This is a genomic window from Bradyrhizobium retamae (assembly GCF_001440415.1).
Lineage (GTDB): Bacteria > Pseudomonadota > Alphaproteobacteria > Rhizobiales > Xanthobacteraceae > Bradyrhizobium > Bradyrhizobium retamae.
In genome coordinates, this window is sequence record NZ_LLYA01000090.1 from 103890 (window position 1) to 130597 (window position 26708).

The 26708-nt window shown below is 61.3% G+C and carries 24 protein-coding genes; 15 read left to right on the plus strand and 9 right to left on the minus strand.

All coding sequences use genetic code 11. The annotated features are described in order from the left end of the window. Positions 1 to 2 precede the first annotated feature (2 nt). The 3 genes from CQ13_RS11405 to CQ13_RS11415 are packed head-to-tail and all read right to left on the minus strand — an operon-like array spanning position 3 to position 2927. Positions 3 to 1001: an SIS domain-containing protein gene (locus CQ13_RS11405; protein ID WP_057842993.1), complete on the minus strand. Its 999-nt coding sequence runs from the start codon at positions 999 to 1001 to the stop codon at positions 3 to 5. Between the two features lie 11 nt (positions 1002 to 1012). Further along, positions 1013 to 1969 (minus strand): N-acetylmuramic acid 6-phosphate etherase, encoded by a 957-nt coding sequence (locus CQ13_RS11410; protein WP_057842994.1) that lies wholly within the window; start codon positions 1967 to 1969, stop codon positions 1013 to 1015. A 19-nt stretch (positions 1970 to 1988) separates the two neighbouring features. Then, complete coding sequence (locus CQ13_RS11415; RefSeq protein ID WP_057842995.1) at positions 1989 to 2927, minus strand: glucosamine kinase nucleotide-binding domain-containing protein; 939 nt, start codon at positions 2925 to 2927, stop codon at positions 1989 to 1991. A 115-nt stretch (positions 2928 to 3042) separates the two neighbouring features. Between CQ13_RS11415 and nagA the strand changes: the two genes are divergently transcribed. Further along, a complete protein-coding gene (gene nagA, locus CQ13_RS11420; protein ID WP_057843017.1) occupies positions 3043 to 4224 on the plus strand; it encodes an N-acetylglucosamine-6-phosphate deacetylase in 1182 nt (393 codons plus the stop codon). After that, positions 4225 to 5427 carry an aspartate kinase gene (locus CQ13_RS11425; protein ID WP_057842996.1) on the plus strand — a complete coding sequence of 401 codons (1203 nt, stop codon included), beginning with the start codon at positions 4225 to 4227 and terminating at the stop codon, positions 5425 to 5427. It begins immediately after the preceding gene. A gap of 106 nt (positions 5428 to 5533) precedes the next feature. Here CQ13_RS11425 and CQ13_RS11430 read toward each other — a convergent pair whose 3' ends face one another. After that, positions 5534 to 6430 (minus strand): crotonase/enoyl-CoA hydratase family protein, encoded by an 897-nt coding sequence (locus CQ13_RS11430; RefSeq protein WP_057842997.1) that lies wholly within the window; start codon positions 6428 to 6430, stop codon positions 5534 to 5536. Between the two features lie 149 nt (positions 6431 to 6579). Between CQ13_RS11430 and CQ13_RS11435 the strand changes: the two genes are divergently transcribed. The 6 genes from CQ13_RS11435 (at position 6580) to CQ13_RS11460 (ending at position 14221) form a co-directional block, all read left to right on the plus strand. Beyond that, positions 6580 to 7161 carry a TetR family transcriptional regulator gene (locus CQ13_RS11435; RefSeq protein WP_245309138.1) on the plus strand — a complete coding sequence of 194 codons (582 nt, stop codon included), beginning with the start codon at positions 6580 to 6582 and terminating at the stop codon, positions 7159 to 7161. Continuing rightward, the gene (locus CQ13_RS11440) at positions 7161 to 8786 is read left to right on the plus strand and encodes a class I adenylate-forming enzyme family protein (RefSeq protein ID WP_057842998.1); all 1626 of its coding nucleotides are present in this window, start codon (positions 7161 to 7163) and stop codon (positions 8784 to 8786) included. The genes CQ13_RS11435 and CQ13_RS11440 overlap by 1 nt, the downstream gene beginning before the upstream one ends. 32 nt (positions 8787 to 8818) lie before the next feature. Beyond that, positions 8819 to 9877 (plus strand): hypothetical protein, encoded by a 1059-nt coding sequence (locus CQ13_RS11445; RefSeq protein ID WP_057843019.1) that lies wholly within the window; start codon positions 8819 to 8821, stop codon positions 9875 to 9877. Between the two features lie 514 nt (positions 9878 to 10391). Then, positions 10392 to 11780, plus strand: a complete 1389-nt coding sequence (locus tag CQ13_RS11450; RefSeq protein WP_057842999.1) for a DUF4403 family protein — start codon at positions 10392 to 10394, stop codon at positions 11778 to 11780. A 16-nt stretch (positions 11781 to 11796) separates the two neighbouring features. Next, the gene (locus CQ13_RS11455; RefSeq protein ID WP_245309139.1) at positions 11797 to 12993 is read left to right on the plus strand and encodes an alpha/beta fold hydrolase; all 1197 of its coding nucleotides are present in this window, start codon (positions 11797 to 11799) and stop codon (positions 12991 to 12993) included. A 193-nt stretch (positions 12994 to 13186) separates the two neighbouring features. Further along, positions 13187 to 14221, plus strand: a complete 1035-nt coding sequence (locus CQ13_RS11460; protein ID WP_057843001.1) for an Rv1681 family radical SAM protein — start codon at positions 13187 to 13189, stop codon at positions 14219 to 14221. Positions 14222 to 14241: 20 nt separating this feature from the next. Here the strand turns inward: CQ13_RS11460 and CQ13_RS11465 are convergent, their stop codons facing one another. Next, positions 14242 to 15081 (minus strand): phosphate/phosphite/phosphonate ABC transporter substrate-binding protein, encoded by an 840-nt coding sequence (locus CQ13_RS11465; RefSeq protein ID WP_057843002.1) that lies wholly within the window; start codon positions 15079 to 15081, stop codon positions 14242 to 14244. Between the two features lie 76 nt (positions 15082 to 15157). Further along, positions 15158 to 16303, minus strand: a complete 1146-nt coding sequence (locus CQ13_RS11470; protein ID WP_063800063.1) for an acyl-CoA dehydrogenase family protein — start codon at positions 16301 to 16303, stop codon at positions 15158 to 15160. 381 nt (positions 16304 to 16684) lie between these two features. On the opposite strand from CQ13_RS11470, the gene CQ13_RS11475 reads away from it, so the two are divergent. Genes CQ13_RS11475 through CQ13_RS11490 form a run of 4 tightly spaced genes read left to right on the plus strand, consistent with a single transcriptional unit; the run spans position 16685 to position 20604 of the window. Then, positions 16685 to 17389: a TIGR04282 family arsenosugar biosynthesis glycosyltransferase gene (locus tag CQ13_RS11475; RefSeq protein WP_057843003.1), complete on the plus strand. Its 705-nt coding sequence runs from the start codon at positions 16685 to 16687 to the stop codon at positions 17387 to 17389. A 4-nt stretch (positions 17390 to 17393) separates the two neighbouring features. Further along, positions 17394 to 18758 (plus strand): MptA/MptB family glycosyltransferase, encoded by a 1365-nt coding sequence (locus CQ13_RS11480; protein WP_057843004.1) that lies wholly within the window; start codon positions 17394 to 17396, stop codon positions 18756 to 18758. Beyond that, entirely contained in the window at positions 18755 to 19834 is a 1080-nt protein-coding gene (locus CQ13_RS11485) for a radical SAM/SPASM domain-containing protein (RefSeq protein ID WP_057843005.1), read from the plus strand. The genes CQ13_RS11480 and CQ13_RS11485 overlap by 4 nt, the downstream gene beginning before the upstream one ends. Next, the gene (locus tag CQ13_RS11490; RefSeq protein ID WP_082637420.1) at positions 19798 to 20604 is read left to right on the plus strand and encodes a glycosyltransferase family 2 protein; all 807 of its coding nucleotides are present in this window, start codon (positions 19798 to 19800) and stop codon (positions 20602 to 20604) included. The genes CQ13_RS11485 and CQ13_RS11490 overlap by 37 nt, the downstream gene beginning before the upstream one ends. A 1-nt stretch (position 20605) precedes the next feature. Here CQ13_RS11490 and CQ13_RS11495 read toward each other — a convergent pair whose 3' ends face one another. The 3 genes from CQ13_RS11495 to CQ13_RS11505 form a co-directional block, all read right to left on the minus strand. Next, the gene (locus CQ13_RS11495; RefSeq protein ID WP_057843006.1) at positions 20606 to 21346 is read right to left on the minus strand and encodes a class I SAM-dependent methyltransferase; all 741 of its coding nucleotides are present in this window, start codon (positions 21344 to 21346) and stop codon (positions 20606 to 20608) included. Positions 21347 to 21376: 30 nt separating this feature from the next. Continuing rightward, the gene (locus CQ13_RS11500) at positions 21377 to 22039 is read right to left on the minus strand and encodes a DoxX family protein (RefSeq protein WP_057843007.1); all 663 of its coding nucleotides are present in this window, start codon (positions 22037 to 22039) and stop codon (positions 21377 to 21379) included. Positions 22040 to 22622: 583 nt separating this feature from the next. After that, positions 22623 to 23894, minus strand: a complete 1272-nt coding sequence (locus tag CQ13_RS11505; RefSeq protein ID WP_197427308.1) for a serine hydrolase domain-containing protein — start codon at positions 23892 to 23894, stop codon at positions 22623 to 22625. 81 nt (positions 23895 to 23975) lie between these two features. On the opposite strand from CQ13_RS11505, the gene CQ13_RS11510 reads away from it, so the two are divergent. The 3 genes from CQ13_RS11510 to CQ13_RS42850 all read left to right on the plus strand — a co-directional run. Continuing rightward, complete coding sequence (locus CQ13_RS11510) at positions 23976 to 24986, plus strand: winged helix-turn-helix domain-containing protein (RefSeq protein ID WP_082637422.1); 1011 nt, start codon at positions 23976 to 23978, stop codon at positions 24984 to 24986. Positions 24987 to 25034: 48 nt separating this feature from the next. Continuing rightward, positions 25035 to 25706 carry a hypothetical protein gene (locus tag CQ13_RS11515; RefSeq protein WP_057843009.1) on the plus strand — a complete coding sequence of 224 codons (672 nt, stop codon included), beginning with the start codon at positions 25035 to 25037 and terminating at the stop codon, positions 25704 to 25706. Between the two features lie 379 nt (positions 25707 to 26085). Next, positions 26086 to 26708: pectate lyase-like adhesive domain-containing protein (locus CQ13_RS42850; RefSeq protein WP_347337031.1), on the plus strand; the 623-nt coding region annotated here is incomplete at its 3' end.

Here is a 26708-nt window from a genome sequence, read left to right on the forward strand (position 1 = left end):
TGTCAAAACGTCTCGGTAATCTTGCTCAGGCGAGGGGGACGATCGGGATCAAATCCGCAGGCGCGCGCTGTCTGCTCGATCATCCGATAGGCCGGAACAAGCATGGTGATCGGGTCGGTGGCGGGGTCATCCTCGGCCAACCAGGGCAGCGAGCCATGCGGTCCGCCGCATAGATGCAGCGCGATCTTTTGCTCACGCAATTCTTCCGCGAGCGCGTCCACCGTCGCCGCCGTTTCATCCATGAGGCGCATCATGATAACCGGCGTGCGCGATGATAACGCGGCGCGCGGCCCATGCTGCAGCTCGGCGGCGCTCAGACCAATGGAAGGCAGGCGCAGGATTTCCGAAAGTTTGAGCGCGATCTCCCGCGCCGAACCGAGGCCCAGGCCCCGCGCCGCCACAAACACGGCTGATGCCTTGGCTAGATCATCGGCAATCTCGGACCAGTCGAGCGCCATCGCGCGGTGCAGGCGCTCGGGCAGCCTGTCGAGGGCCGACCGCAGCGCACGATCTTCCGCCAGTTCGGCAACAAGTCCGGCGCCAGCAGCCATCGAGCCAATCACGGTCTTGGTCGCCGCTACGGAATGCTCTTGGCCGGCTTCGATCGGAACGACGAACTCTGCTTCGTCAGCCACCGGCGAGGGCGTCGCATTGACGATGGCGATGGTGCGGGCCCCTGCGGCGCGCGCCGACCTTGTCGCCGCGACAAGATCCGGGCTGCGCCCGGATTGCGAGATCACGATGAACAGCGCATGGCGCAGCATCAAGGGCGTGCGAAACGCCGTGATCACCGAAGGAGCGCTGGCCGAAACGGCGAGGCGAAGCCGCGTCTCGACAAGGTATCTCAAGAAAACCCCGGCATGCCCAGAGCTTCCCCGGCCGCACACAACGCACAGGGGGGCAGAGCCAATCCCGATTTGCTGTGCGATGTTGCGCGTGGCGGGGCGGTTACCAACGATTTTGGCGACAACGTCCGCGCTTTCCCCGATTTCGCTCGCCATCGCAGATGTCGTCACGGCTCAACCGCTCCGCCTTGCTTGCGCGGCGCCGCTTCCTTGGGATGCCGGTTGCGATCCTTGGCGAGATCTTTGGCGAGCTCGGCAAACACGCGCCGAAGGTTGCCGTCACAGCTTTTCAAAATGGTCTCGGCATCAACCCTGTCGAGACCCAACGCCAGAAGGCCTGCTGTCTTGATGTCTCCCTCGGCCTGCTCAAGCGAGCGTGCCGCGTGCGACGGATCACAGTGCGCGATTTGCGCCACCATGGCCTCGGCGCGCCGCTTCAGCTTGGCATTGGTCGGCTGCATGTTCACCATCATGCCGCGATACACCCGGCCAAGGCGCAGCATGATGCCCGAGGAGATCAGGTTGAGCACAATCTTCTGCGCAGTGCCCGCCTTCATCCGCGTGGAGCCGGCGATCAGCTCGCGGCCGGTCTCGATCAAGATCGGAAACTTTGCCGATTCCAGCAAGGCGGTGTCGGGATTGTTGGCGACACCGATCGTGACTGCACCGAAAGAGCCTGCCTGCTGCAACGCCGCGACCGTGAATGGCGTTGTCCCGCTGGCGGCGACGGCGATCACCACGTCGTACGCTGTGAGCCGCGCGGCATTGATCTGCGTGACCGCATCATCGACATCATCCTCCGCGCCCTCGATGCTGCTGACGAACGCGCTGTCTCCGCCGGCGACGATGAAGCGGATGCGCTCGTTGGGCCAGGCGAAGGTCGGCATCAGCTCGGCACCGTCCTGGACCGCCACGCGGCCCGAAGTGCCGGCGCCGGCATACACAATGCGTCCGTGATCGCCCAGCGCCGCCTTGGCCGCTTCGGTTGCTGCAGTAATCCCGGGAAGGGCATGGCCGATCGCCGCGACCGCCGCAAGCTGGCCCTCCCACATCGCTTCCATCGCTGACGTCAGCGGCCATGCATCAAGATCGGCAAAGCGGGGATCGACTTCTTCGGTGGCCATATCGTTGATCCATGTGCCGTCAAACGCGGAACTTTGAAGCCTGTTCCTGGTCAGCTTCTCTCTTGGGTAGTTCTCTCTCAGGCAGTTCAAGCCGCCCTCGCGCAACCAGCAACGCGCCGGCCGCGGCGTCGGCATCGGGACACCTCAGGCGGGCGCGCAGGTCAGGCGTCAGCCAGGGCGTAATGGCATCCGCGAGCCCGCCCACCAGCGAGAGCCGCTCTATTCCTCTCGCCAGAAACAGATCGAGCAGATCGCCAATGGCATCGGCCGCGCGTTCCACAATGCGACGGCCGACCGGATCGCCCTGATTGGCGTGCCGGATCACGATCGGCGCGAACGCAGCGTAGTCTGTGGCCCTGGCTTCTTCAGACCAAGCCACCGCCTGATAAGGATCATGATCGAATGCGCCAAGCACCTCTGACAGCAATGGGGTCAGCTCGCCGCGGCGATCTGCGGCCCGCAACGCCAGGCGAACAACCTGCAGGCCGATGTCGGCACCGCTGCCTTCGTCCGACACGGGAAAGCCGTAACCGGCGAGACGGATTTCGCGGCCGTCGATCAGGCCGACACCCACCGAGCCTGTACCGGCCACCACGATGGCCCCGTCCGCGCCGCTATGGGCGCCGAGACAGGCCGCCAGGCCGTCGCTGATGAAGATGACGGACGCAAAGGGATGCGCGATCTTGTTGAGCGCCGCTTCCGCGCCCCGGCGACCAAGACCGGCAAGGCCAATTCCGGCGTGCATCCGCGCGAAACCCTCGCGCGTCAGTCCGGCCTGTGCGGCTGCCGCCTCGGTGGCCTCCATGATGGACCGCCAGGCCTTCTCGAAGCCAATCCGCGTCGTGGCAGGCCCCGAGCTTGCTGCACCGAGTACCCTGCCGTTCTCGTCCTCGATCCGGGCGCGGCAGCGGGTTCCGCCGCCATCAATGCCGAGATACGTGGTATCTTTTGTTCCCATGGAAAGTTAACGCGAAGGTTTCGCTCCGGGTCCTCCCAAAGCGCCTTGGTGTACATATGAAGTCTTGCACGGGACTCGTCTCACGAGTCCGTGACTGCCACTTGGATCAATGCTGATGGGCCACGCTGGTTCTTCCTCTCTCACCATTGCCGCGCAGCACATCTTTGATGGCGCCGAGATGCGCGGGCCGGGGTCGGTCAGGATTTCGGAGGGGCGGATTGAAAGCGTCACCAGCGGCGAGTCGGAGGCGCGCGCCTCAATCCGTCTTCCCGCAGACGCGATCCTTGCACCCGGATTCATCGACATCCAGGTAAACGGAGGCGGGGGCGTTCTTCTCAACGACCAGCCGACGGAGGCTGGCGTTCGACGCATCGTCGAGGCGCACCGCAAGGCGGGGACCACGGGCTGCCTGCCGACCCTCATCACCGATCGCAGCGAGGTCATCGAGCGATTGGCTGCAGTCGCCCAGGCCTGTCTGAAGATTCCCGGCGTTCTCGGCTATCATCTGGAAGGACCGGCCCTCAACAGGTCTCGCAAGGGCATTCATCCGGAAGCGGAGATACGCGTGCCCGATCGGCGCGATCTCGCCGCGATCAAAAGTTTTGGGGGCCGCGGCCGCTCCATTGTGACCTTGGCCCCGGAATGCGTGCCCGCGTCCATGATCGATGAATTGATCGGCGCCGGATTGCGTATCGCGGCCGGCCACAGCGACGCCACCGCAGCCGAAATCGGGCAGGCGGTCGATCGCGGTATCTCGGGGGTCACCCATCTGTTCAATGCCATGTCGCAGTTGAATGCCCGGGAGCCGGGTTTGGTGGGCGCGGCGCTGGGGGATGACCGGCTGTTTGCAGGGATCATCTGTGACGGCATCCACGTTGACCGCGCCGGTTTGCGTGTTGCTTTCCGCTGCAAGGGGCGCGATCGATTGATGCTGGTCACCGATGCCATGCCGCTGGCGGGCACGACCGATCGGCAATTCATGCTGCAAGGAAGGCAGATCACTTTGCACGAAAATCGCCTGACTGGCCCCGACGGCACACTCGCGGGCGCTCACCTCACCATGATCGAGGCGGTGCGCAACGCTGTGGCGCTGCTCGGAATCTCCCTTGTCGATGCCCTCATCATGGCGTCTGGGACGCCCGCGGCATTTCTGGGCCTTGAGTCCGAGCTTGGACGGATCGCGCCCGGATACCGCGCGGATCTTGTCGCCTTCAATCCGAACTTCGAAGTCGTCGGCACATGGATTGGCGGTGTCGGTTCGATGGGCGAGACGAGCGAGGCTTCTCACCGAGGTTAGATGCGCAACCATCCCATCATCGTGCAAAAATATGGCGGTGTCTGCCTGGAAACACCGGAGAAAATTCGCGCGGTTGCGCGCAGTCTCGCCGACCTGCATGGCCGTGGTCATCGTGTCGTGGCGATCGTCTCCGCCATGGGCAAGACCACCGACCAACTGATCCAGATGGCCTATCAGGTAAGCCCGACGCCCAATCGCCGTGAACTCGACATGCTGCTAACGACCGGCGAGCGCATCAGCATGTCCCTGATGAGCATGGCGCTTTCCGATCTCGGCGTGCCCGCGATCAGCTTCACCGGCAGCCAGGCTGGCGTGATGACCGACGGCTCCCACTCCTCCGCACGCATTCTGGATGTACGGCCCATTCGGGTGCGTGAGGAACTTGATCGCGGACGCGTCGTGGTGCTGGCAGGATTTCAAGGCGTGAACCCGGTGACCAGGGAAATCACCACGCTTGGCCGGGGCGGCAGCGACACTACGGCCGTTGCGATGGCTGCGGCGCTGAAGGCCGAACGCTGTGAAATCATCAAAGAGGTCGACGGAATTTGTTCGGCCGATCCGCGCATCGTGCCGGATGCAAGGCCCCTGCGGCGGGTCGACTTCGCATCCCTGTCCGAGATGTGCTTCTGGGGCGCAAAGATCCTGCATTTTCGCAGCGTAGAGCTGGCGCAAAGTCAGGATGTGCCTCTGGTTCTCACGCAGTGGGGTGGCGTTGAACACAGCACGCAAGTGACGAAAGAGGTTTCAGACATGGAAAACGGGAAGGTTCTGGCCGTCAACTCGATGGCTCGCGTTGAGCACGTGGAAATCGATTGCAAAGATCTCAATCACGGGTTCGAGAAATTCGCGCAGCATCTCAAGCAAAACAGTCTGTCCTGGCCGCAGCTCCTCGCCTCGAGCTTCATCGCGGGAAAAGCCAGCATGACCGTGGCCTGTGACGCAGAGTGGCTCGACGCCCTGTTGCGCACGCTGGAGGCAAGCGAGGATCTGCGCCAGCAACGCGAGGCTTCAAGCTCGGTGAGTCTCACCTGCTTCGGCGGTGTTTCGTCGGAATTGCCTTTCATGGCATTGCAGGTTCTCGGACATCACGGAATCGTCCCCGACAAGTACGTGTTGTCGCCGCATTCGGTCAGTCTGTTTGTCCCTGTAGAGAGCAGAGAGGCCGCGGTTAAGGCGTTGCATTCGCTTGTCCAGCAAACATAGGTTCGAGAAGCGGCGGGGCGGCAGCGGGGGCTGCCATCGTGAAATTTCGTCGTCTCGAGGTGAAGGCGATACGTTCTCGGTGACTGAGTGATATCAACTAGCGCTATCAGGCCCCTTTTTGGAGACGTTCGATTTCGGCCCGCGCTTCGGCTCCCTCCGGTATGGGCCGGCCGCTATCTCGCCATTCAATGGCGGCCTTGAAGCCGTTCTGTTGGGCGTAGCGTCTGAACCAGAGTCCCTCGGGGTTGTGCCGCGATATTCCGTCAAACAGCGTGGCAAGCATCTGAGTCTGTTCGAGCCCCATGTTCAGCATCACCTGATTCACGACGGTTTTATGCATCGCAAGGTGGCTTTTGGGAACACCGGCAATCCGCTCGGCGAGCTTTCTCGTTACACTCTCCAGTTCGCCGATCGGAACCGCGTCGTTAACCAGGCCCCAGACGGCGGCTTTTCGGCCGTCGATGATGTTTCCGGTAAACATAAGCTCTTTCGCGCGCGTTGCTCCGAGCTTGAACGTCCACATGGCGGTCGTCGGACATCCCCACACGCGGGTCGGCATATATCCAATGCGAGCATCCTCCGCCATTATGATGAGATCGCAGCACAGAGCGATATCGCTGCCTCCCGCAACCGCAGCTCCGTGAATCTTCGCGATGGTTGGTTTTGAGCATCGCCAAAGACTCATGAAGTCCTCGGTGTTGCGCTTCATCGCGGCGTAATCGACCATGGGGTCCCAGGGAATGCTTTCCTGCTGGCAGGGATGCTCGATAGTGCTCTCGGCATAGGCCACGAGGTCGTAACCACCGCAAAACCCTTTTCCCGCTCCCTCCACAATGATGACGTGAATATCATCATTCTCCTGCGCCCATTCCACGGCTTTCCGTATCTCACCCGGCATCTCGTCGGTTATGGCGTTGAACCGGTCGGGCCGGTTGAGGACGAGACGGGCGATCCTCGGTGAATCGAGGTCCGCTGAAATCTTCAACGTGGAAAAATCCGGCATTGCAGCCTCCCGTTTTGAGCAGCAGTCAACGTTGACTGTACCAGCCGGCGTGCTACAGTCAACGCTGACTGTCGGGGGCGATGATGTCCAAAGAGCCACACCCTTCCAAAGACGCGCGAACGTCCAGCCTTTCCACGCGCGAGAGGCTCATGGATGCAGCCGTGGAATGCCTTATCGAGCGAGGCGTGGCTGGCACCACCACGCTCGCGGTTCAGCGCAAGGCGGGAGTCAGCCGGGGCGCCTTGCTCCATCATTTCCCAAGCCGCGCCACGCTGTTGGCCGCGAGCGTAGCTGAACTGGTCAAGCGCAACGAACGGGCCGTGCTGCATTCGCGCGCGGAGCTGCGAGCATCTGGCGATAAGCTGGAAACGGCAATTCGCTCACTCGCCTTTGCCGCCCGACAACCTGCCTACCTGGCCGAACTGGAGCTGTGGGCGGTCGCCAGAACCGACAACGTGTTGAAGCAAGCGCTGATCGCGGCGGAACGCGTCGCCAAGCGCGACCTTGAGCGGGTTTATACGTCGCTTTTTGGGGATTGGGCGAACTCAGAGACTTACGACGACGTTGTTTCGTTGACGCTGCATTTAGTCAGAGGGTTGGCAGTCTCGGAGAACATCCGCGTATCCATCCAGCGGCGCGAACGGCTTATTGTGGCCTGGACTTCAGCAGTTCGAATGATGCTTCGGCAGGGGGCACCAAATAAAGACAGCAAACGGGCAGGACAGTATTGATGAACCAGGTGGTACTGCAAAGATCATATTGGCCTGCAGATGGGTCGCGAAATGTCCAAGACATCAGCATTGGCGAAGCATTGGCGCAAGCTGCTAACGCCGTACCCGATCGCCTTGCATTGGTGGAAGTCGTTCCATCATCCATGCAATCGCCTGTAAAGGCTGCACAGACCGGTCGGGAGTGGACGTTCCATCAACTTCACAGCGATGCCCGGCGTTGCGCGAGCTGGCTTTCGGCTCGGTTTTCGAAAGGCGATCGGGTCTGTATTTGGGCGCCAAACGTACCAGAATGGATCGTGCTTCAGTATGGCGCCGCGTTATCAGGACTCGTACTGGTGACAGCAAATCCGGCCCTGAAACCATCCGAACTGAGATATGTAATCGAGCAGTCGCGAAGCCGGGCCATATTTCACCTGGAGCAGTTCCGCGGAGTCGATACCGGGTCCGTCGCCCGCCAGATGGAGGAAGTCGGTATCCAGCGATATTCCTTTGACGGCTGGCTGGAGGAGGTGCGGGGCACAACGGAAGCGGTTTTACCGGATGTTGATTCAGGACTGCCTGCGCAAATTCAATACACGTCTGGCACAACAGGGCAGCCGAAGGGGGCGCTATTGCGCCATCGGGCGCTTGTCACCAATGCGAGCTATGTTGCCGTGAGGGCCGGATTGGACGGCAGTGTGCTGGTCAGCCCGATGCCGTTGTTTCATACGGCAGGCTCAGTCATGAGCGTATTAGGCAGCGTGACCACCCGCTCGACGCTGATACTTCCGCTGCTTTTTGAGCCTTCTCTTGTTTTGGATGCAATCGCGACATGGCGGGCGCAAGTCGTGTTCGGCGTCCCAACGATGCTCCTCGCGATGATCGAGCAATTAAAGTCGGCCCCCCGCGATCTTACCTCCTTGCGAGCGGCGCTTTCAGGTGGTGCGCCGGTTCCACCGGAGCTTCACAGACGGGTCCGTGAGGCGCTTAAGACGCCACTCATGACGGTGTACGGGCAAACGGAGCTTAGCCCTATTGTCTCTCAAACAACGTTTGACGATCCCGAAGACAAGCGCATCCATACTGTTGGAAGGCCGCTTTGGAACGTCGAAGTTCGCATAGCCGTTTCTGCCACGTTTGAAGCGCTTCCGCTCGAGAGCGAAGGCGAAATTCAAGTGCGCGGATACCAGACGATGATCGAGTATTTCGACAAGCCGGAAGAAACGCGCGAGACGATCACGAAGGATGGCTGGTTCCGCACCGGTGATCTGGGAAAGATGGACGCGTGCGGCTATTTGCAAATCACCGGGCGGCTGAAAGATATGATCATCCGCGGTGGCGAGAACATTTACCCGGTAGAGATCGAGGCCTGCCTCATTCGACATCCCGATGTCGCGGATGTTGCCGTCTTTGGAGTTCCAGACGCTACGTGGGGAGAAGTAGTTGCAGCGGCAGTGCGCATCACATCTGACAGCAAAACCACCGCTGAAGAACTCGTCAATCACTGCCGTAAGGCAATGGCGCCCCATAAGGCCCCCACGTTATGGTTTGGCAGTACCGAGTTTCCCCTCACGGCATCTGGCAAAGTTCAGAAATTCAAGCTGCGAGAAGCGCTGGCCAATGGCGCTTTGCACCCGCTGCCTTAGCGGTGGCATCAAAGAACGCTTGGGAGGAAAGAATGAGAGTTGAGAACACCTCGGCTGAAGACGTGCCGGCCTATCGCGCGGTCGAACGCATCTATCATTCCTATCTGACGGGCCTCGTCCTTCATATTTCTTCACGTGCCGGGGCGGCTAACGCCGCTGAGGTCGTGTTCAGAATGTTTCGCCGTCAACAGAAGACCCATTTCGTCGCAAGCCTCAAGAAGCTTGGTTTGGACGGGCTGCCGCATGCGGTCGCCAGCGCACAGTACAATTACCTCGCCAATCAGGTTGGTGGGGTCAAGGTCGAATACGTTTATGAAAACGACAAGAAGGCATGGATCCGTTATCCGCCTCCGCGCTGGCTTTGGCACGGTACCGCGGTATGTGGAATACCTTCGGAAGTATCCCGCGGGATGCTCAGGGGATGGCATGGCAACAATGGCGTGGTGCTCGGCAATCCTCGCCTCGGCTTCGTTTGCACGGGACAGACCGTTGATGGGCAGCCTGGCCTGGAGGGGTACTATCGGGAGTACGATCACGAACTTTCTCCGGAAGAGCGACTGCAGTTTTCGCCCGGAGAGCGGTGCCCGCCATTCAGGCCAGAACTTGCGCCGCGCCTTCCCGAAATGAATTGGCCGGAAGGTCGCCTGCGAAAGGCGCTCCGCAATTATGCGATGGATTATATCACGTCGATACTACCCGAATTGATGTCGGTGCTGGGGCCGGCTGAGGGAAGTCACCTGGGAGGTTTGGCAGCCCGGTTGATCGGCATGCATACGTTCGATGATGTTGCGGCCATGCTCGGTGGAGTGGAGCAAGATGTTGCGGGCTTTGCCACCGCATTTACGAGGCTCTTGCGAGGCCAGGGCGATGATGCGGAAATGCATCTTGAAGGTGACACTGCGATCGTGAAGCAGACGACGTGGCGCCTGATGGCGGGAAAGGAGCAAATGTCTCCTGCAATATTCGATGCATGGAACCAGCTGTGGGTAGGCGCTGCACTAGCCCACGATCGCTTCATGCGCGTCACAGTTACTTGCCGCCGCGATGCTGGTGACCCGGTTTGGGCATGGGAATTTCGACCGGGCCAGTGAACCCTGCTTGCGGGTCCGGCAGGACTCGAAGCTGCAAACCAGACCGTTATGGGCGGGAGGATAGAGGTCAGTTTCGTTGATTTTCTCGTTTCGGTCGATTTCGGCCGCGTTCATTGCGCTTTGTCGAAGCCGTTTCTGGTGCGAAACTGGTGCGGTAACGCGGAGGGGCTGTAAGGCCATCGTTTTGCGTCATTTGTCATTTGACTTGTAAGGCGTCGGGTGTTCATCGTGAAGTTGCTCTGAGATTCTCGAGCCCGCGGGGATCCGCCCAGCACTTGTCGGAAACGGATACAGAATGACGGTAGCTCGATTTCGGGAGTTGCCAATCTGCCGAGCCCGGATCGCGAAGCAGCTTCCGCCGTTCATGCACTCCTAACGCATAGTGCCGTTATCGCTCGCGAGCGCACTGAGTACCGCCTGTGGTTCTGGTTTTTTCTGAAGCTGGAGCACTAAAATGATTTCTCCATCACGCACATGTCAGCCGGAATACGATTCGACCGCGGATAGATCACGCATGGGCATAGCCCGCCTGGCCGCGCTCGCTCTTGGGGTGCTCCCGTCGATCGCGTTCGGCGCCGACAAGCCGGCGCTGAGCCCGGACGCGGCAACGCCACTCGTAACGACCTCGCGCATCTCTGCGACGGTCGAGTTCGGCCTGCCAGCTCTTGCTGCGGCGATCGAGCGGGATATTCCAACGCGGCTTGCCACCATCGACGAACGCGTTAACTGCGTTCATCGTCGTGTTCTCATCTTCCGCATCAACGCCAATTGCGACGTCTGGGGTTTCGTCGACCGGACCAGCCCGGTCTCGCTGTATGGCCGGCGCGACCGCGTCTTCGGAGCGGTCTCCATACATGGCGCCGCCGAAGGCCAGGGGGCCAATCGTTTTACGGCGCGCATTCGCGGCGACACCGAGGCGAGCGCGACGATCGAGGTTGAAGCGCGCCCCGAGTTGCGGAGGGATGGATCGCTCCAGCTGAACATCAGCGATTCGTTCCGCTGGAGCGAACATCCCTACCTTCACGTGCTCGGCCGCGAGTTTGACCTTGCACCCTATGTCGAGCCCAACATCCGTACGCAGTTGGATCGCATCCGCTCGCGCGCGCTGGCGGCGGCGCGCGCGCTCGACCTGCACGGCAAGGCGGAGACGGCGTGGCGGCACGCGTTTGAACCCGTCAAACTCGCGGAGGATCCGCCGGTCTGGCTGCAGCTAACCCCGCAGAGCGCGGCTTTCGCCGGGGTCCGCGCCAATGCCAAGGTATTGTGGGGATCGCTTGAGCTTGTCGGTTCTGCCGAAACCGTGATCGGGCAGCAGCCGCCGGCTGTTAGGGTGACGGCCCTGCCGCCGCTCGGCACCGCGGTGGCCGAGCCGGGCACCTTCGATGTCATTCTTCCCGTCCGCATAAACTATGACACACTCAAGGACAAGATAAGCCAGGCGATCGCAGCCATGCCGGCGCAGGACGCGTCCGTGCGCGAGGTTCAGGTTTATCCGTCGTCGGGTAAACTCGTGATCGGCCTGCGCATCGCAAAGAGCTCGGACACCGATCCCAACGCTGGCCAATGGACCTATCTCTCCACCACGCCAAAAGTCGATACGAACAACAGGACCGTCGGCCTCTCCGAAATCGACGTAACAACTTCATCAGACGACAGCCAGATTGGATCTGCCGTGCAACAGCTCGCGGCGCAATTGAAGAATGTCGCTAATCTCGACTACGGCATCTCCTACCAGAACCTGCTCATGGCAGCGAACGAACGCCTGACGCGCCCGCTGAAGGACGGCTTTCGCATGGAGGGCCGCCTCGACTCGGCAAGGCTCGAAAAAGTGCAGTTACTGCGCGAAGGCATCTTGATTGCTCTTCATGCCAGCGGCGGTCTGAAGATACTTTACGGACTGTAAGCACGTGAGCTGGATCATGCGATACTTCAATTCCGTTGGCCGCTGGCGGGGGAAATGGATGCCGACGGCGCTCGTCGCGGCGGCTCTCCTTGGCCTGGCGCGAATGGCGTCGGCCCAGACGGCATTCTATGATGCGCCGGAATCGTTGCTTGCCGGTGCCCCGGGAACCTTGGTGCGGCAGGAGCCGATGGATGGCGCTCCGCTCGGCGCGTCCACCTATCGCGTGCTCTATCGGTCGACGGGTCTGAATGGTCGGCCGATCTTTGTGTCCGGCGTCGTCATCGTTCCGCAAGGTGCGTCCCCGCCCGGCGGTCGTCCGATCGTTGCTTGGGCACATCCTACATCGGGCATCGTCCCGCGCTGCGCGCCATCGCTCGCCATTTTTCTGTTTCAGCAGATCCAGGGCCTTCGCTCGATGATCTCCAATGGCTTCGTCGTGGCGGCGACCGATTATCCGGGGCTCGGCACGCCGGGCCCGCATCCTTATCTCGTAGGTGAGAGCGAAGGTCGCGCCGTGATCGATATCGTGCGCGCGGCACGCTCCCTTCCCCGCGTAGGCGAGGGCAAGGACTTCACCGTGTGGGGACATTCGCAGGGCGGGCAAGCCGCGCTCTTCGCTGGGATGATGGCGAACGCCTACGCCCCTGAGCTGAGGCTTCTCGGGGTCGCTGCGGCGGCGCCGGCAACGGACCTCGCGAAGCTGATGAGCGACGATATCAACTCGATCGGCGGCAAGAACATCACGGCGATGACGCTATGGTCGTGGCACCGGGTCTACGGAGCCGCCATCGACAACGTCGTCGATCCGCGCGCCATGCCCGCGATCGACAGGCTGGCGCAAGAATGCATCGAGGGGCCTTTCGACCTGATCGTCAGGCAGAGGACAGGGAGGCCGCTCGAGCAATATTTCCTGACGGTGCAAGATCCGACCAAGGCCGAACCTTGGCGCTCGCTTCTCCAACAGAACAGCACCGACGTGCTCTCTCCTGAGATCCCCATCTTTCTGGCGCAGGGGACCAACGACCAGATCATCCAGCCCGCGGTTACCCAGACCTACATGGACAAGCTGTGCAAGGCTGGCAGTAAGGTCAGGATGGTCATGCTGCCCGGCATCGGCCACGCGCGCGCCGCGCAAGCAAGCACGATGGCGGCGGTGAACTGGATGACTGACCGCTTTGCCGGGAAAACACCTCCGGACGACTGCGTCAGATAGGCCACCTTCGCTTCGCGAGCGAAGGCTAGCGGGTCCGGCGAGACTCGAAACTGCAACCGGACCGTTATGAGCGGGAGGAACAAACACGCGGTTGTTGATTTTGCTGCATTTTCGTTGGAAGCTGATCGTGTTCGTTGCGTTCTGATGAGATTTTCTGGAGCGAAGCCGGTGCGATAGATCAGAGGACTTATGCATGAGGGCGAGCGCGAACGTTGAACTCGATGCCGGCAGCAAGACATTTGCCTCGGGTCTCTTGCCGGATTTGATAGCCGCATTACGCCGTAGCCGTAAGGGCGATCTGGTGGCGGTGATCAGTGGCGACCCAAGTATCGGCCCCGAGCTCGCGGCATGGTGTCGCTTCACCCGCAACAGTTTGGTCGATACAGCAGTCGAAGACGGTCGCACGCGATGGGTGCTTCGGTACGGAGAGGCTCCCGGGAATGTGGGAGAAGATCGGCCTATCGGTTCTCGATTATGGCTTTACACCAACTTCGACTGCAACCTTAGCTGCGACTATTGCTGCGTGCGCTCGTCACCCAAAGCTCCGCGGCGTGCTCTTGGTATCGAGCGGGTCCGACGGATCGCAATCGAGGCCGCGGAGCTCGGCGTCAGGGAGATTTTTGTTACCGGCGGGGAGCCGTTCATGCTGCCGGATATTGGGGAGATCATTGCAGCGTGCGCGGCGGCGGCACCGACCACGGTCCTCACCAACGGTATGCTGTTTGCCGGACGTCGGCTCGAAACGCTGCGCTCACTACCGCGCGAGCGCGTAACCCTGCAGATCAGTCTCGACAGTCCCACGCCGGAGCGCCACGAAAGCCATCGGGGGAAGGGGACATGGGCGCGTACCTGGAAGGGGATCGAGCGAGCCCGCGCCGAAGGATTCCGCGTGCGATTGGCGGCGACAGTGTCAACTGACGCGGAGGCCGAAGAGTTTCGCAGCTTCCTTGACGCCCATCAAGTCAGTGAGGAGAACCGGGTGATCAGGCGAATTGCGCTGCGAGGCGCTGCTACACGGGGCGTCGCTGTGGCAAGGGCAGACTTGGTGCCAGAGGTGACAATTACCGCCGAGGGAGTGTTCTGGCATCCGGTTGGAGCCGAGGACAGCGACCTGCTGGTCAGCGGCGAAATCTTTCCGCTCGCCGAATCCTTCGCAGCGGTGCGCCACGCCTTCTATCGCGAATCTGAACATCAGCGCCGGTTGGCAACGATTTTTAATTGCGCCTGATGAGATCGCGGAGCGTATGTTTACGGCCGCTCTAAAAAGCCCTGCTGCGCCGACGCTTCCCGCAGTGACGCATATGCTTCAAGCTGTGGCGCGACCCATTGGCGCAACCCTTCTGCCTCGAGCACGGAACGATGGGTCGGGTTATCGAAGCTCATGGCGAAGAGGGCCTTGGCAAATTGCTGCTCCAGCGCCGGGTCGAGATCGGACCGAGCCGTGAACATGCAGTGGTTGAAGGGCGGCGAACTCCATATCTCCGTTAGCGCACCTTCCGGCACCAGGCGCTGGGCGCGTACGGCATCCCAGAACGGGCTGCCGATGGCGCCGGCATCAGCGCGGCCGTCGAGCACCGCACGAACGACCTCGGACTCGCTCGTCCCGGTGTCACCGTGCTTGCCGACGTCGCTGTTGAAGCGCAGCGTTTGGTAGTCTTCCCCCTCAACCACTCCCTCGCGCTGGAGAAAGTAAACCGGCAGGATTGCCGCGTGGCCACTGTCGCGGCTACCGAGAGCCAGTGTGCGGTTTCTAAGGTCAGAAAGTTTGGAGACTGAGCCTCCAGTTACGGCGACGATCTTGGTCATCCATCCCACATCGGTGTCGCGCATTGCGATGGGTCGGCATCGCCGATCGCTCCACGCCTCGGACTGGATAAAAGCGAGGTTCGTATTCCATCCGATGTCGATGCGCGGCAGCGCATCGCCAGGCAGGGCAAGGAGGGCCGCGACTTGGGCTTCGTAGCTCTGAAATAGCACCACCTCGACGGGGAGATGCGCTTCCTCGTGAAAGTACCGTCGCATCCCCTCCCAGATACTGACCACCTTTGGATCATATGCGACCGCACCTAACCAGATCGTTCGGGTCATGATGGCCTCACCTGTCGCGCTTGAAGTCCAGATACGATCAATTCGCTTGCCGAAATTTCCGAACGCGTCACCGCGTTCAGAACAACGGTATTCCCAAAATGGCCTTGCCGATGAAGTCGCGCAGAACATCACTCGTCGGCGCCATGACAGCGCCGGCATGGGCATCGCGGAACAATCGCTCGATGGCCAGATGTTTGGAGAACGCCGCGCCTCCGCACACCCGCATCGCGGTCGAGGTGACAGCGATCGCGACCTCACCTGCCGCCGCCTTGCTCTCAAGCACGCGCAGCATGGTGGTATCCCGGGGACGCTCAAGGTGATCGACGAGATCGTCGATGCGCGCCGCAAGCCCGTCTGTGTCGATCTGCATCGTCGCTAGTTGGGCGCGAAGCGTCTGCAGGCTCTCTCCGAGGGTCTGGCCCAAATGATCGAAACGCGCGCTGTTGAGATGAGACGCTGTGCCCGCGACTGCGGCCCGGCAAAGGCCCAGCGCGACCGCCGAGGTTCCGAGATTGAACAGCGGCAGCACAACCTCCAGCATCGCCTTGAAGCCGGCGCCGTCATCCGTCAACTGGAGACCGGGTGCAATCTCGCAATCTTCGAGGATCATCGGCGCGGAAGCATTGGCGCGCATCCCGAGACCATCCCACGGGCCGGCGACCGACAGCCCGGGCGTGTCGCACGCAACGAGATAGAGCGTCGAGTCCGTTGCAGCCTTGCCTTCGGGAGACAGTGCCGAGACGACATAGCTTTGTGCGTGACCCGCGCTCGTCACAAATGATTTTTGCGCCGTGAGGTGCACGTTGGCGGCGTTGCGCTTTGCTCGCGAGACGGGCGCCCAGAAGTGACTGCGCGATCCGGCTTCGCTGAACGCCAGGGTGGTCAGGTGTTTTCCCGCCGAAATGTCCTTTAGCGTCTGCGCGACGGTGGCCCCTTGACGGGCCGTCGCAATCGTCGCGGTAGCGCACACGTGCATCAAATAGACCATCGCCGCTGACGCGTCCGCCTCCGCAAATGTCGCGACAACAGCGGCGAGGGTCCGCGGTCCCAGGGCCGCGCCGCCTACCTCGGCGGGCAGCATGATCCCCAGCAATCCCGCCGGCCCGAGCGCTGCGACGGCCTCGGACGAAAATCGCCCGTCCTTGTCGTTTTGCCTGGCCGCCGGCGCGAGGATGTGATTGGCGATCTCCTTGGCATTCGAAAGTGCAGTCTCGTGATTCATGACTACCCTCGACATCCAGATGCTGACCACTGGGTTCTAGAACATCGAACCCGCTCTCTCTTCCCGATGCTATGCGAGCCGTACCATGGGATCAACACGACCAGCTTTGGACATGGCGATCTCTTGCCGTGCCAGCAGCAAGTACGGGGAAAGGTAATTACGTCCGTCAAAGCCATTTCGTTACGTCGCTCGGAAATTTTTTTTACGCCGTGAACCGGCCCTTCGGACCGTCGCCGGCGGGCGGCGCTTGCCCGCTGCCGAGTGGAACGCTACCAATGAACAGCAAGGGCGTAACGAGGTCTGCCTGGTAATGGCAATCAATGATGACGACCCGCTGCAATTGATCGCGACCGTCGATCCCCCGCGATTCCGGTTGCTGCCGTGAGCTGCGCAGCGATCGGAATCATTGGCAAGGCGCCGCAACCCGGCCGCTCGAAGACGCGGCTTGCGACGGCCATTGGTGCCGCCACCGCTTCCGAGCTGTCTGGCTGCTTTCTGCGCGACGTCGCCGCAGCCATCGAGGCGGTGCCCGAGGGGCTCGGCAGGCGCGGCTATGGTGTCTATGCCCCGGCAGGAGCCGAAGACATCATGCGGCGGTTGCTTCCGGCTGAATTCGGACTGTTGCTACAGGTCGGCGATGATCTCGGACACGTGCTGATCGGTGCGGCGCGTGCGCTCCTGGACGCCGAACATGACTGCGTCCTGCTCGTCAATGGCGACAGCCCGACCTTGCCGCCTCGTTTCCTCGTGCGGGCGATCGAGGCCCTGCGCGAGCCCGGTGATCGGATGGTGCTTGGGCCGGCGAGCGACGGCGGCTACTATCTCATTGGGCTGAAGCAGGCTCATCAGCAGTTATTCACGCGCGTCGCGTGGGGAACCGAAACCGTTGCCCGCAGCACATGCGACCGAGCCGCCGAGATTGGCCTTGCCACGACGCTGCTTCCGGAATGGTACGACGTCGACGATATCGAGACCTTGGGTTGGCTGCAGGAGGAACTCGCCGGCGCTTCAACTCGCTTTCGTGAAGGCGGATTTGCCCCCGCGAGCCGGGCCTTTCTCAAGGCCGGGCCCCAGATAAGCCCGTGAACTGATGGCCGGGAGCATTTCCAATCAACCCGGTCGACTGGCGCGCGCCGCCAAGCAGGTCGTTCCGCTTCATCTTTTGGCTGGCATCGGTGTCATCATCGTCGGCATGACCCTCGTGACGCCCTTTGCCTTCGAGACTCTCGGTGACAATGCCTTCATCGCGCTGACCATCCCCGCAGGTCTCTTGACGCTCGCCGCGACGGACCTTGCCGAGCGCGCTCCGCAGAAACACGCGCTCTGGCTCGTGTTTGGATGCGCGATCATTCTGAGAGGCTATGTGTTGCTGTTCGATCCGTTCCTGTCCAGCGACATCTATCGCTATGTCTGGGACGGCAGGGTTCAGGCCGCGGGCATCAACCCCTACCGCTACTTCCCGGCCGACGAGACGCTTGCATTCCTGCGCGACGGGGCGATTTTCCCCCATATCAACCGGGCCGATACGGCCGTCACCATCTATCCCCCGGTGGCGCAATTTTTCTTCCTCCTTGTCACGCGGCTAGGCGAAAACGTGACAGTGATGCGTCTCGCGCTGCTTGGGTGCGAGGCCGTTACCGTGACACTGATCATGCTCTTGCTGCAGCGAACGAACCGCCCGGTGACGCGCGTGGTCGCCTATCTCTGGCATCCGCTTCCCCTGTGGGAGATTGCCAACAACGGCCACGTGGACGCGCTGATGGTTGCGCTGATGATGCTTGGCCTATGGATCGCCTTGACCGGCCGTGCGCTCCGCGGAGCGGTGGTGATCACTTTCTCAGTGCTGGTCAAGCCCTACGCGGCGCCGGTGCTGGCCGGGATCTGGCGCCCTTGGGACGTCAAGATGCCGCTCGTCGTGATCGCTACCGTTGCGCTTTGCTATCTTCCCTATCTGTCGGTCGGCTCGGAAGTTCTCGGATTCCTGACCAAAGGCTATCTGACAGAACAGGGGATCAGTGGCGGCAACGATCTCTGGCTGTTGTCACTTTGGCGCCTTGTGTTTGGCTATCATGAAGGTGACGTTGCCGCCTACGTTGCACTGGCAGCGCTGGCTCTTTGGTTCACGGGGCTCTCCGTTGCCCGCAGCTCTCATCACAGCATCGCATCCAGTCTTGCCGACATCAACATGCTGTTACTTCTCACGCTCCTGTTGTTGTCGCCCAACTATCCCTGGCATTTTCTAATTATAATGCCGTTTGTCGCCCTGTGTGGATCCGCGCCTAGTTGGGCGGTTTCGATCGGAGCGCTGTTGCTGTCCGAACAGCTCGATTGGGATTTCTACATTCCGAGAATTGTGAGCAAATCAATTCTGTTCGGAGGTCTTTTCCTAGCTTGCGCCTTTACGGCATGGAGGGCCCGCATGCAGCGGATTGCAGATTCCGGGGCATCGCAATGAACATTTCCGGCGAAGTGCAGGGCAGTGGCGCGCCCTTCGATCCGCGCCGCTATCACGAGTCGGTCACGGCCGAGCGTACCGAGATCGCACAGCGTCCGCCGGTTTGCCTTTATCTGGAAGTGACCAACCGCTGCAATCTACTGTGCACCACCTGTCCTCGGACCTATGAGGAGCTTGAACCGCCGGCCGATATGAGCTGGGACCTGTTCACGTCGATTGTCGATCAGGTACCTGCTCTTGCGCGCGCAGTTCTGCACGGCGTCGGCGAGCCGATGCTGGTCGCGAACCTGCCCCGAATGGTGAGACACCTGAAGGATCGCGGCGTCTACGTACTGTTTAATACCAATGGAACGGTCCTCGGTGAGCGCAATGGCCGTGCGCTGATCGATGCCGGGCTGAATGAACTGCGTGTGTCGCTCGACGCGTCGAACCGCGAGAGCTTCAGGGCGATCCGCGGCAGGGATTATTTCGGCCGCATCATCCGCAATGTGCGCGCGTTTCGCGAACTGCAGGAAAGAGAAGGACATGCCAGCCCGCTGGTTTCCATGTGGCTCACCGGCCTGAAGGAGACCGTCGCGGAACTCCCGGCATTTGTGAAAGTTGCAGCCGAAATCGGTGTCAGGGAGGTCTATCTGCAACGGCTTGTGTTCTTCACTGAATCGGCCATCGGCAAGGCACGTCCGGATCAGGCCTTGTTCGAACGCCTGACACAGGAGGAAGCGGTCTATCTGAAGCAGGCTGAGGAACTGGCGCGTTCCCTTGGCGTAACCTTCAGTGCGTCGGGCGCAGCGAGCGAGCCGGAGTTGAGTTTGAAGGGCAGCGTCGACAGTTCGCCGTGGTCGTTGTGCCGGCGGCCATGGTCGCTGATGTATTTCACGGCCAATGGCCGGGCCTTGCCGTGTTGTATCGCGCCGTTTTCGCAGCATGGCTATGACAACTATACGCTCGGCCATGCCGGGCAGCAGTCGTTGCGGGATATCTGGAACGGGCCCGCGTATCGGGACTTCCGTGAGGCGCTCCTTTCGGACAAACCACCTAAATGCTGCGCCAATTGCGGACTGCGCTGGAGCCTGTGAACGAGGTAACCCACGAGATCGGTGAGAAGCGGCCTGCGTCGGGCCGCCCGCCCATCGTTTCGGCGATCATTCCGTGCCTCGACGAGGAAGCTGCGATAGGGAGGGTCGTAACCGAGGTGCTGGCGCAGAATGTGAGCGAAGTCGTCATTGTCGATGGGGGCTCGCGGGATCGTACCGCCGAGCGGGCAGAAGCCGCCGGAGCTCGCGTGGTTGTCGAGCCGCGCCGCGGCTATGGTCGCGCCGTCCAGGCGGGCATCGCCGCTGTGCGCAATGACGCCGACATTCTCGTCTTCCTCGACGGCGACGGCAGCGATCCTGCGGAATTCATCTCCAAGCTGGTGTCGCCGATCGTCGCTGGGCAGGCCGTCTTCGTTCTCGGCTCGCGCGTTCGCGGTTCACGTGAGCCCGGCAGCCTGACACCACAGCAGCTCCTCGCGGCCCATGTCGGCAGGTTGCTCCTGCGCCTCGTCTATGGCGCGAGCTTTACCGACCTGTCGCCATTTCGCGCCATCCGCCGGGATGAACTCAGACGTCTCGGCATGAAGGAAGAGACATATGGCTGGAACCTGGAAATGCTGATGCGAGTCGCGGCTGCCCGCCTTCCGGCACTGGAAATCGCCGTTGGGCAGCGGCGCCGGATCGGCGGGGTATCGAAGGTCTCCGGCAATCTCATTGCCGGCATCAAGGCGGCTTGGTCGATCTCGACGACATTTGTTCGCCTCGCGATTGAGCTGCGGCACCAAAGGGGTCCGGGAGAGAGGCGTGGCTAGATCAGCGAGTGCCGGCACCCCGACAAGCAACGATGTCCCGGGGAGCTTTTCGATCCCGTGGCTCCGGTGGCGAAAACACCGCCAGGTATCCGCCGTTGCCTGCGAGTTGATGTGTGGCGACCTCGCGATAGCCAATGGCGGTCAGTTCGCAACGCAACAGCTCGATTGGCGTGCCATGCTCCGACGTCGGACGCTCGAGGTCGACAATTCCGACCCGCGCGCCGTGCTTCAAGGCGGGTGCCAGATTGTAGAGGAAGGCGTAGGGCTGAGCTACTTCGTGATACATGTGCACGAGGATGGCAGCGTCGAGCGAGGACTTGGGAAGGCGCGGGTCGTGTGGTTTGCCAAGCGCGAATGTGACATTTGTCAGCCTCAGGCGTTGCGTTCGCCTGGCGAGCGCGATGAGGTAACTTCGTGTAACGTCCTGGGCGATGACGGAGCCGGTGGGACCGACGAGACGGGAGAGACGCACCGTGTGGTAGCCGCTGCCGGCACCAATGTCGGCGACGGTCATGCCTGGCTTGAGTTCAAGAAGGCGGGCGATCTCACCGGCCTCATTCAGGGAGTCGCGGTGCTGCTCGGAGGCACGGCTCGGGCTGACGATCTGCGCAACCGGGCGCTCAGGTGAAGGGAATTCCCTTGCCGGGACACCAGGCGGAGCCAGATAACCAATGTCAGCGGCGTAGGCGCCGATTGCGCTCAGGCCCACCAGAAGCGTCACTGCGCGGGCTAGTGCCATCATCTACTCGTCTCCCACGCAAAACGATAACGACTAACCGGCGATGTTGAAGAACCGGCCAATAAGTCCCTTTCCATCGCGCACGGCGGGCACGTTGCGGCGCAACCAAGCATCAAGGCCGAGACTGCGGCCGGCGCCCTCTAGCACAAAAAGGAACATCAGCATGGCCAGGAACATGTACGACCACGGCCACTCGGCAGGATCGCCCGGCCGATAAATGCCGAGCCAGAGTTGCAGCGTATAGGCGACGGCCAGCACGCCCACGAGCCGTACCGCAAGCCCGAGGATCATCGACGCGGCAAACACGAGCTCGGCAAGAAAAACAATCGGCCCGAAGATATTCATGTTGGGCAACACGATATCCTTCACGAAGGTGCTGTGAAACTCGAACGCTGCGCGGGTCGTTTCCTGTTCGGTCCAGTATTGCAGGCCGCCGGACGCGGGTAGCGGGAGTTTCCACAACATGCCTTCGAACCACATGCAGCCGATCAGGACCCGGACCAGCCAGATTCCAAGATGTCGCCCGCTACGTTGCGCCGAATCCTCCCGCCAATTCTGGAAGGCCAATGCAATGCCGGCGAGCAGCAGCGCCCAGAACAGCGCCAGGATCAGAAGGCGCCAGTTTCCCAGCTGAAGATAGTCGCCGGTAGTCGCGGTCAGGAACTGCCAGACGTCGGTAAATGGATTCTTGGGCATAGGCGCGTGCTCCAATGAATTGAATAGTTGCTCTGCCTATCGGCCAGTTGGCGCACGGTCGCGTGGCGATCGAAGGACACCTACCAGGTTACTACGCAGTAGAACGCGTGGTCATTACGCAGAAGGCGCGTCAAAAACTTAGATAGCGCCTGTACCTCGCCCGGGAAGGCTTCCTGGTCTTTCCCCGCGCAAGAGACCGCGTTGTGCGGTGATTGCGAAACCAGCCTCAGCAAACCACTGATTTACTGGTGGGCCCGGCAGGACTCTAACCTGCAACCAGACCGTTATGAGCGCCGGGATATCGATCAGCCTCGTTGATCTTGCAGTGGTTTTGTTTGTTTTCGATCGCGTTTGTTGCGTTCCGATCAGGTTGTTTCTGGTGCGAAACTGATGCGATGCCTTTGGAGGGCTGAAAGTCCAGGCTTTATGCTCGCAAGGCTTCCGGACTGCGGCGGAGGGTCGCTGGTTGGTCGAGGTCAGCCTTGGACCCATCCGACGCGCCGCGGAATCTGCGCCTGGCCGCCGGTCGGCAGCCTCGCGGATTGAGCGAATGCATCTTACCAGGCGCGCGCCGGCCCAACCGCTACCTAGCCGGAAGCGGCGTAAACTTGTGTCCGAGTGCCTCCGTTATGGCCGCAAATATTCTTGTCGCAGGTGAGGAGCAGATGCTGTCGCGCGGGTCATTGGCAAGGGTGGGCGATTCCGCGCAATTGCCGGACGCAATGTCGCTGTTGGTCTGCACCACCACGGTGATGTCGCTGGCGGCATGATAATAAACCGCAGTGTTGTAGCCCGGCAGTTCGCCGGTATGCCCTACCCAACCATCGATGCAGCCGATGGCGATGCCGTAGCCGGCGGGCCCGGGAATGGATTTGAGTCTCTCTTCCTGCGTGTCGGGATTCAGTAAACCTTGGCCGGTGCCCAATGCGCGGCCGTATGTCAGGAGATCATCCATATTCGAGATCAGCTCGCCCGCAGTCCAGCCCCAGGCAGGGTTCCAGAAGGTGGCATTGCTCGGCGCGTCCGGCTTGGCGAAATTGCCTTGCAGCGTGAAACCCTCCGCATAGGGTTCAGGCATCTTGGTCGATTGGCCCGGCCATGACGTGTTCAGCAATTTGAGCGGCTTAAACACCATGGCATCGAATGCCTCGGCCACCGGCTTGCCTGTCACCTTCTCGATCACCATGCCAAGCAGGATTGTGTTTGTATTTGAATAGTCGAACTTGGTGCCGGGCGAAAACAATGGAGATGCGGCGATGCCGACCTTGAGGAGTTGGTCGGGCGTGAAGACCGTCTCAGGCTTGGCGAAATAGATGTCCGTGAATTTGGCGCTGCGGGTATAGCTGGCGATGCCGCTCGTCATGTTGGCAAGCTGACGCAGCGTGATGGAGGTGCCATTGGGAACACCAGAGACATATTTCTCGATCGGATCGTCGAGCGAGAGCTTGCGGTCCTGCGAGAGCCGCATGATCACCGTGCCGGTGAATGTCTTGGTGACAGAGCCGATCCTGGTGTGCATGGCGACCGTCATTGGTCTGCCGGCCTTGGGATCGGCCATACCATAGGCAGCAGTCCAGGTACCCTCGGGCGTGCGCACACCTACAACAGCGCCCGGAGTGAAGGTCTTGGCGAACGAAGCCTGCGCCGCCGCATCGACCTTGGTCGTAAGATCCTTCGGCAGGGTCGCCTCCATCATCATGGGCGTCGCCCTACGCGCTACCACTTGGCGAATGTCGCTGACGCAAGTGCCGCCATCGGCCGCCCGGACCGGCGTCAAAACGAAGCCTACGGCGAAGAGGATAACAAAGGCAAAACCCCGGGTGCTCACCGGCCGGCTATCAAGACTTATGCGCACTGCTGTCTCCCTGCTTCGAATACATAGCTGCGGGTTTGGCGGTCCATCCGCTCATCTCGTTTTAGCGCCGCGACGGTAAAAATGTCAGACTTTGCTGCATCTCCGCCGGAGCCCGGGGCATCCCTTGTCGTGCTGGGGTCAATGAGGATGCATGCGAGGCTTGCGACAGAGCCGTTCAAGCGTGTACTTGTCTTGGTCGGCGCTTGGGTTGATTTGCCTCGGGGGGCAGAAGTGGACAAAACACAGGATCTCCGCTTCGGAGATCTGATCCTTGATGAAACATGCCTGTTCGCACGCCGCAACGGACAGACGATTCAGTTTACCAGAAACGAGCGCGCGCTGCTGCTCGTCCTCACCCGCAACCCGCATCGCCTCATGCGCCGCGGCCGTCTGCTCGATGAGGTCGCTTCGGAAGCCGACGTATCCGACCGAAACATCGACTTTCTGGTCAACAGGTTGCGGACAAAACTCGGCGATAACGCCAAATCACCAAAATACATTGCCACGCAATACGGCGAGGGTTACGTGTGGATCGCTACGCCGTCTCCGGCAGTGCCGATCGATGCGTTCCTGATTATCGGGCCGGCTTTCGGACCGCAGGGACATCCTTTCAGTCAGCAAGCGGCATCCCTGGTCGATCAGCTTCGCGACATGATCGCCGCAAGCGTTGGCGTCAGCCACAAGGTCGTCGTTGCCGAGAACTGGAGCCCCGCCGCCACTGACAGGCTGCGCTATTTCCTGCAGGTGAGCTTTCTTGCCGATAACGGGCAGCTTGATTGTGCGGCTACCTTGCGAGAAATGCCGTCAAGGCGCATCGCAAAAGCGTTCCGACTCCAACTCGACATAACCGACGCCGCATCGTTCACAAGCGAGGCGACCAGAGTTTCGGATGGCGTCATCGATGCCGTGTTGCAGGCACTCGCTGACGCCTCCACTGGTCTCGGCACCCCCGTGGACGAACCACTTGAGACGCGCCTTCACAAGGCTGCAAGCCTGCTGTCGGTCTCAAATCCATGGTGGCTGGCAAGCGGCGAGCAACTGGGCAGGGACCGCAAGCAGGATCCTCTCAATGCAGACGTCGCCCTGCAATGAAGTCTGCATCTGTTCGCGCGCCTTGTTCTGACCAGTCCGTTCGGGGAGATGAGCCTGGAAGAACGCTACCGCATCGAAAGCGAGATCGACTCCACGGTGCTGGAGTGCCTGCCCGCCATCGAGGCGAATCCGCTGCTGATGTTGGCAGCCGCCAAGCTGTTGTACTTCATCAACCGGGGGCATCTCGATCTCGCGGAGGACATTGCCGAGCGCGCCTTCGTCCGGACTGCGGACTTTGCCGCAGCCCTTCCCATTATGGGGCAATTGCGCTACGCGCGCGGCCGTTTCGACGAAGCCGTTCGCTTCTTCGACCGCGGCATCGAGATGGCCGAACTGGGCCCTGCATTCCATTTGCACATGAGGGTCCTGAAGTGCATCGCCCTGCTTGCTGCCGGCGACCGCGCCGCGCTTGACGCCGCCGCCGTCGACATAGCCAACATGGGTCCGCTCTGCCCGCCCGAGATCGCCCTGATGATCGGCTGGATGATCGCTCCGCCGGATGGAAAATTGCCGGCGGCGGACAGGCTTGCCGCGCTTGGTCCTGCGGGCGCCGGCAGCGCGATCGAATATCTCTACTTCACCTCGGCGCGTCACCTCACCTCGGAACATGCACGCGCCAACGTCATGCGTGGTCTGATCGCGCACGTGACGAGGCTGCACGGCAAGCAGGCCGTTCCTGCTTTTGTTCTCAGGAGTATCGGCCTGATCGCCGCAGCCTGAACAGGGCCGCTTGCATGCGCCGGCGACGCTCGATGCGCAGGCGCACAAAAATGAGGCACATCCCCGACAAGGCAGCGTGAAGGAGCCTTTCAAAGGCGGCGCGTGGCACAGAAGTCACAACCAGCCCCGATAGGGCCGCCTCTGCGCTCTTCAAATATTGTCCAAATAATCGCCTGCTAGACGACGCCTCCACCGACCCAATTTTGTGGGTCAACGTGCAAAGTGGTGGTGGGGCAGTATGTTCTTTCGTTCAGTTCAGATAGAAAGCCGGTCCGCAACCGTCGGCAGGCCCGCGCCGACAACTCGGCGTCCGCTCTTTTCCTTCCTGTCGACATCGGCCTCGCGTCTGGTCCTGGCAAAATGCCTTGTGGCAGGCACATTGTTGGCAGCGCTGCCGGCCTATGCCGCCAACATCAATGTCGCCAACGAAGCGCAACTTCGGAGCGCCATCAGCAACGCCCAGAACGGCGACACCATTACCTTCACCAACAACATCACCTTGACCGACAAGCTGCCGGATGTGCAGCGCAACGTGACCATCAACGGCGGCAACTTCACGCTCTCCGGCAACAACAAGCATCGCGGCCTGTACGTCGCGTCGGGCACCGTCGCGATCAACGATCTGAAGATCGTCAATGCCACGGCGCAGGGTGGAAATGGCGGCGACGGAAGAACTGAGAGCGTCCTCGGCGGCAGCGGTGGCGGTGGTGGCGCCGGATTGGGCGGCGCGCTGTTCGTCGCCAGCGGCGCCAATGTGACCGTAAGTAACGTCAACCTCCAGGCCAACCAGGCGCGCGGTGGCAATGGCGGTAAGGTCGTCTGGTCGCCCCCCACCTACAATACCAGTGGTGGTGGCGGCGGCATGTTCGGCAACGGAGGAACTGCCACCTACTTCAACAATGGCGGAGGCGGTGCAGGTAACGGCGGCTCCGGTGACTTCTCTAAGGGTGACGCCGGTGGCTTCGGTGGCGGCGGCGGCGGCTCGCGGGATAACGGCGGCGC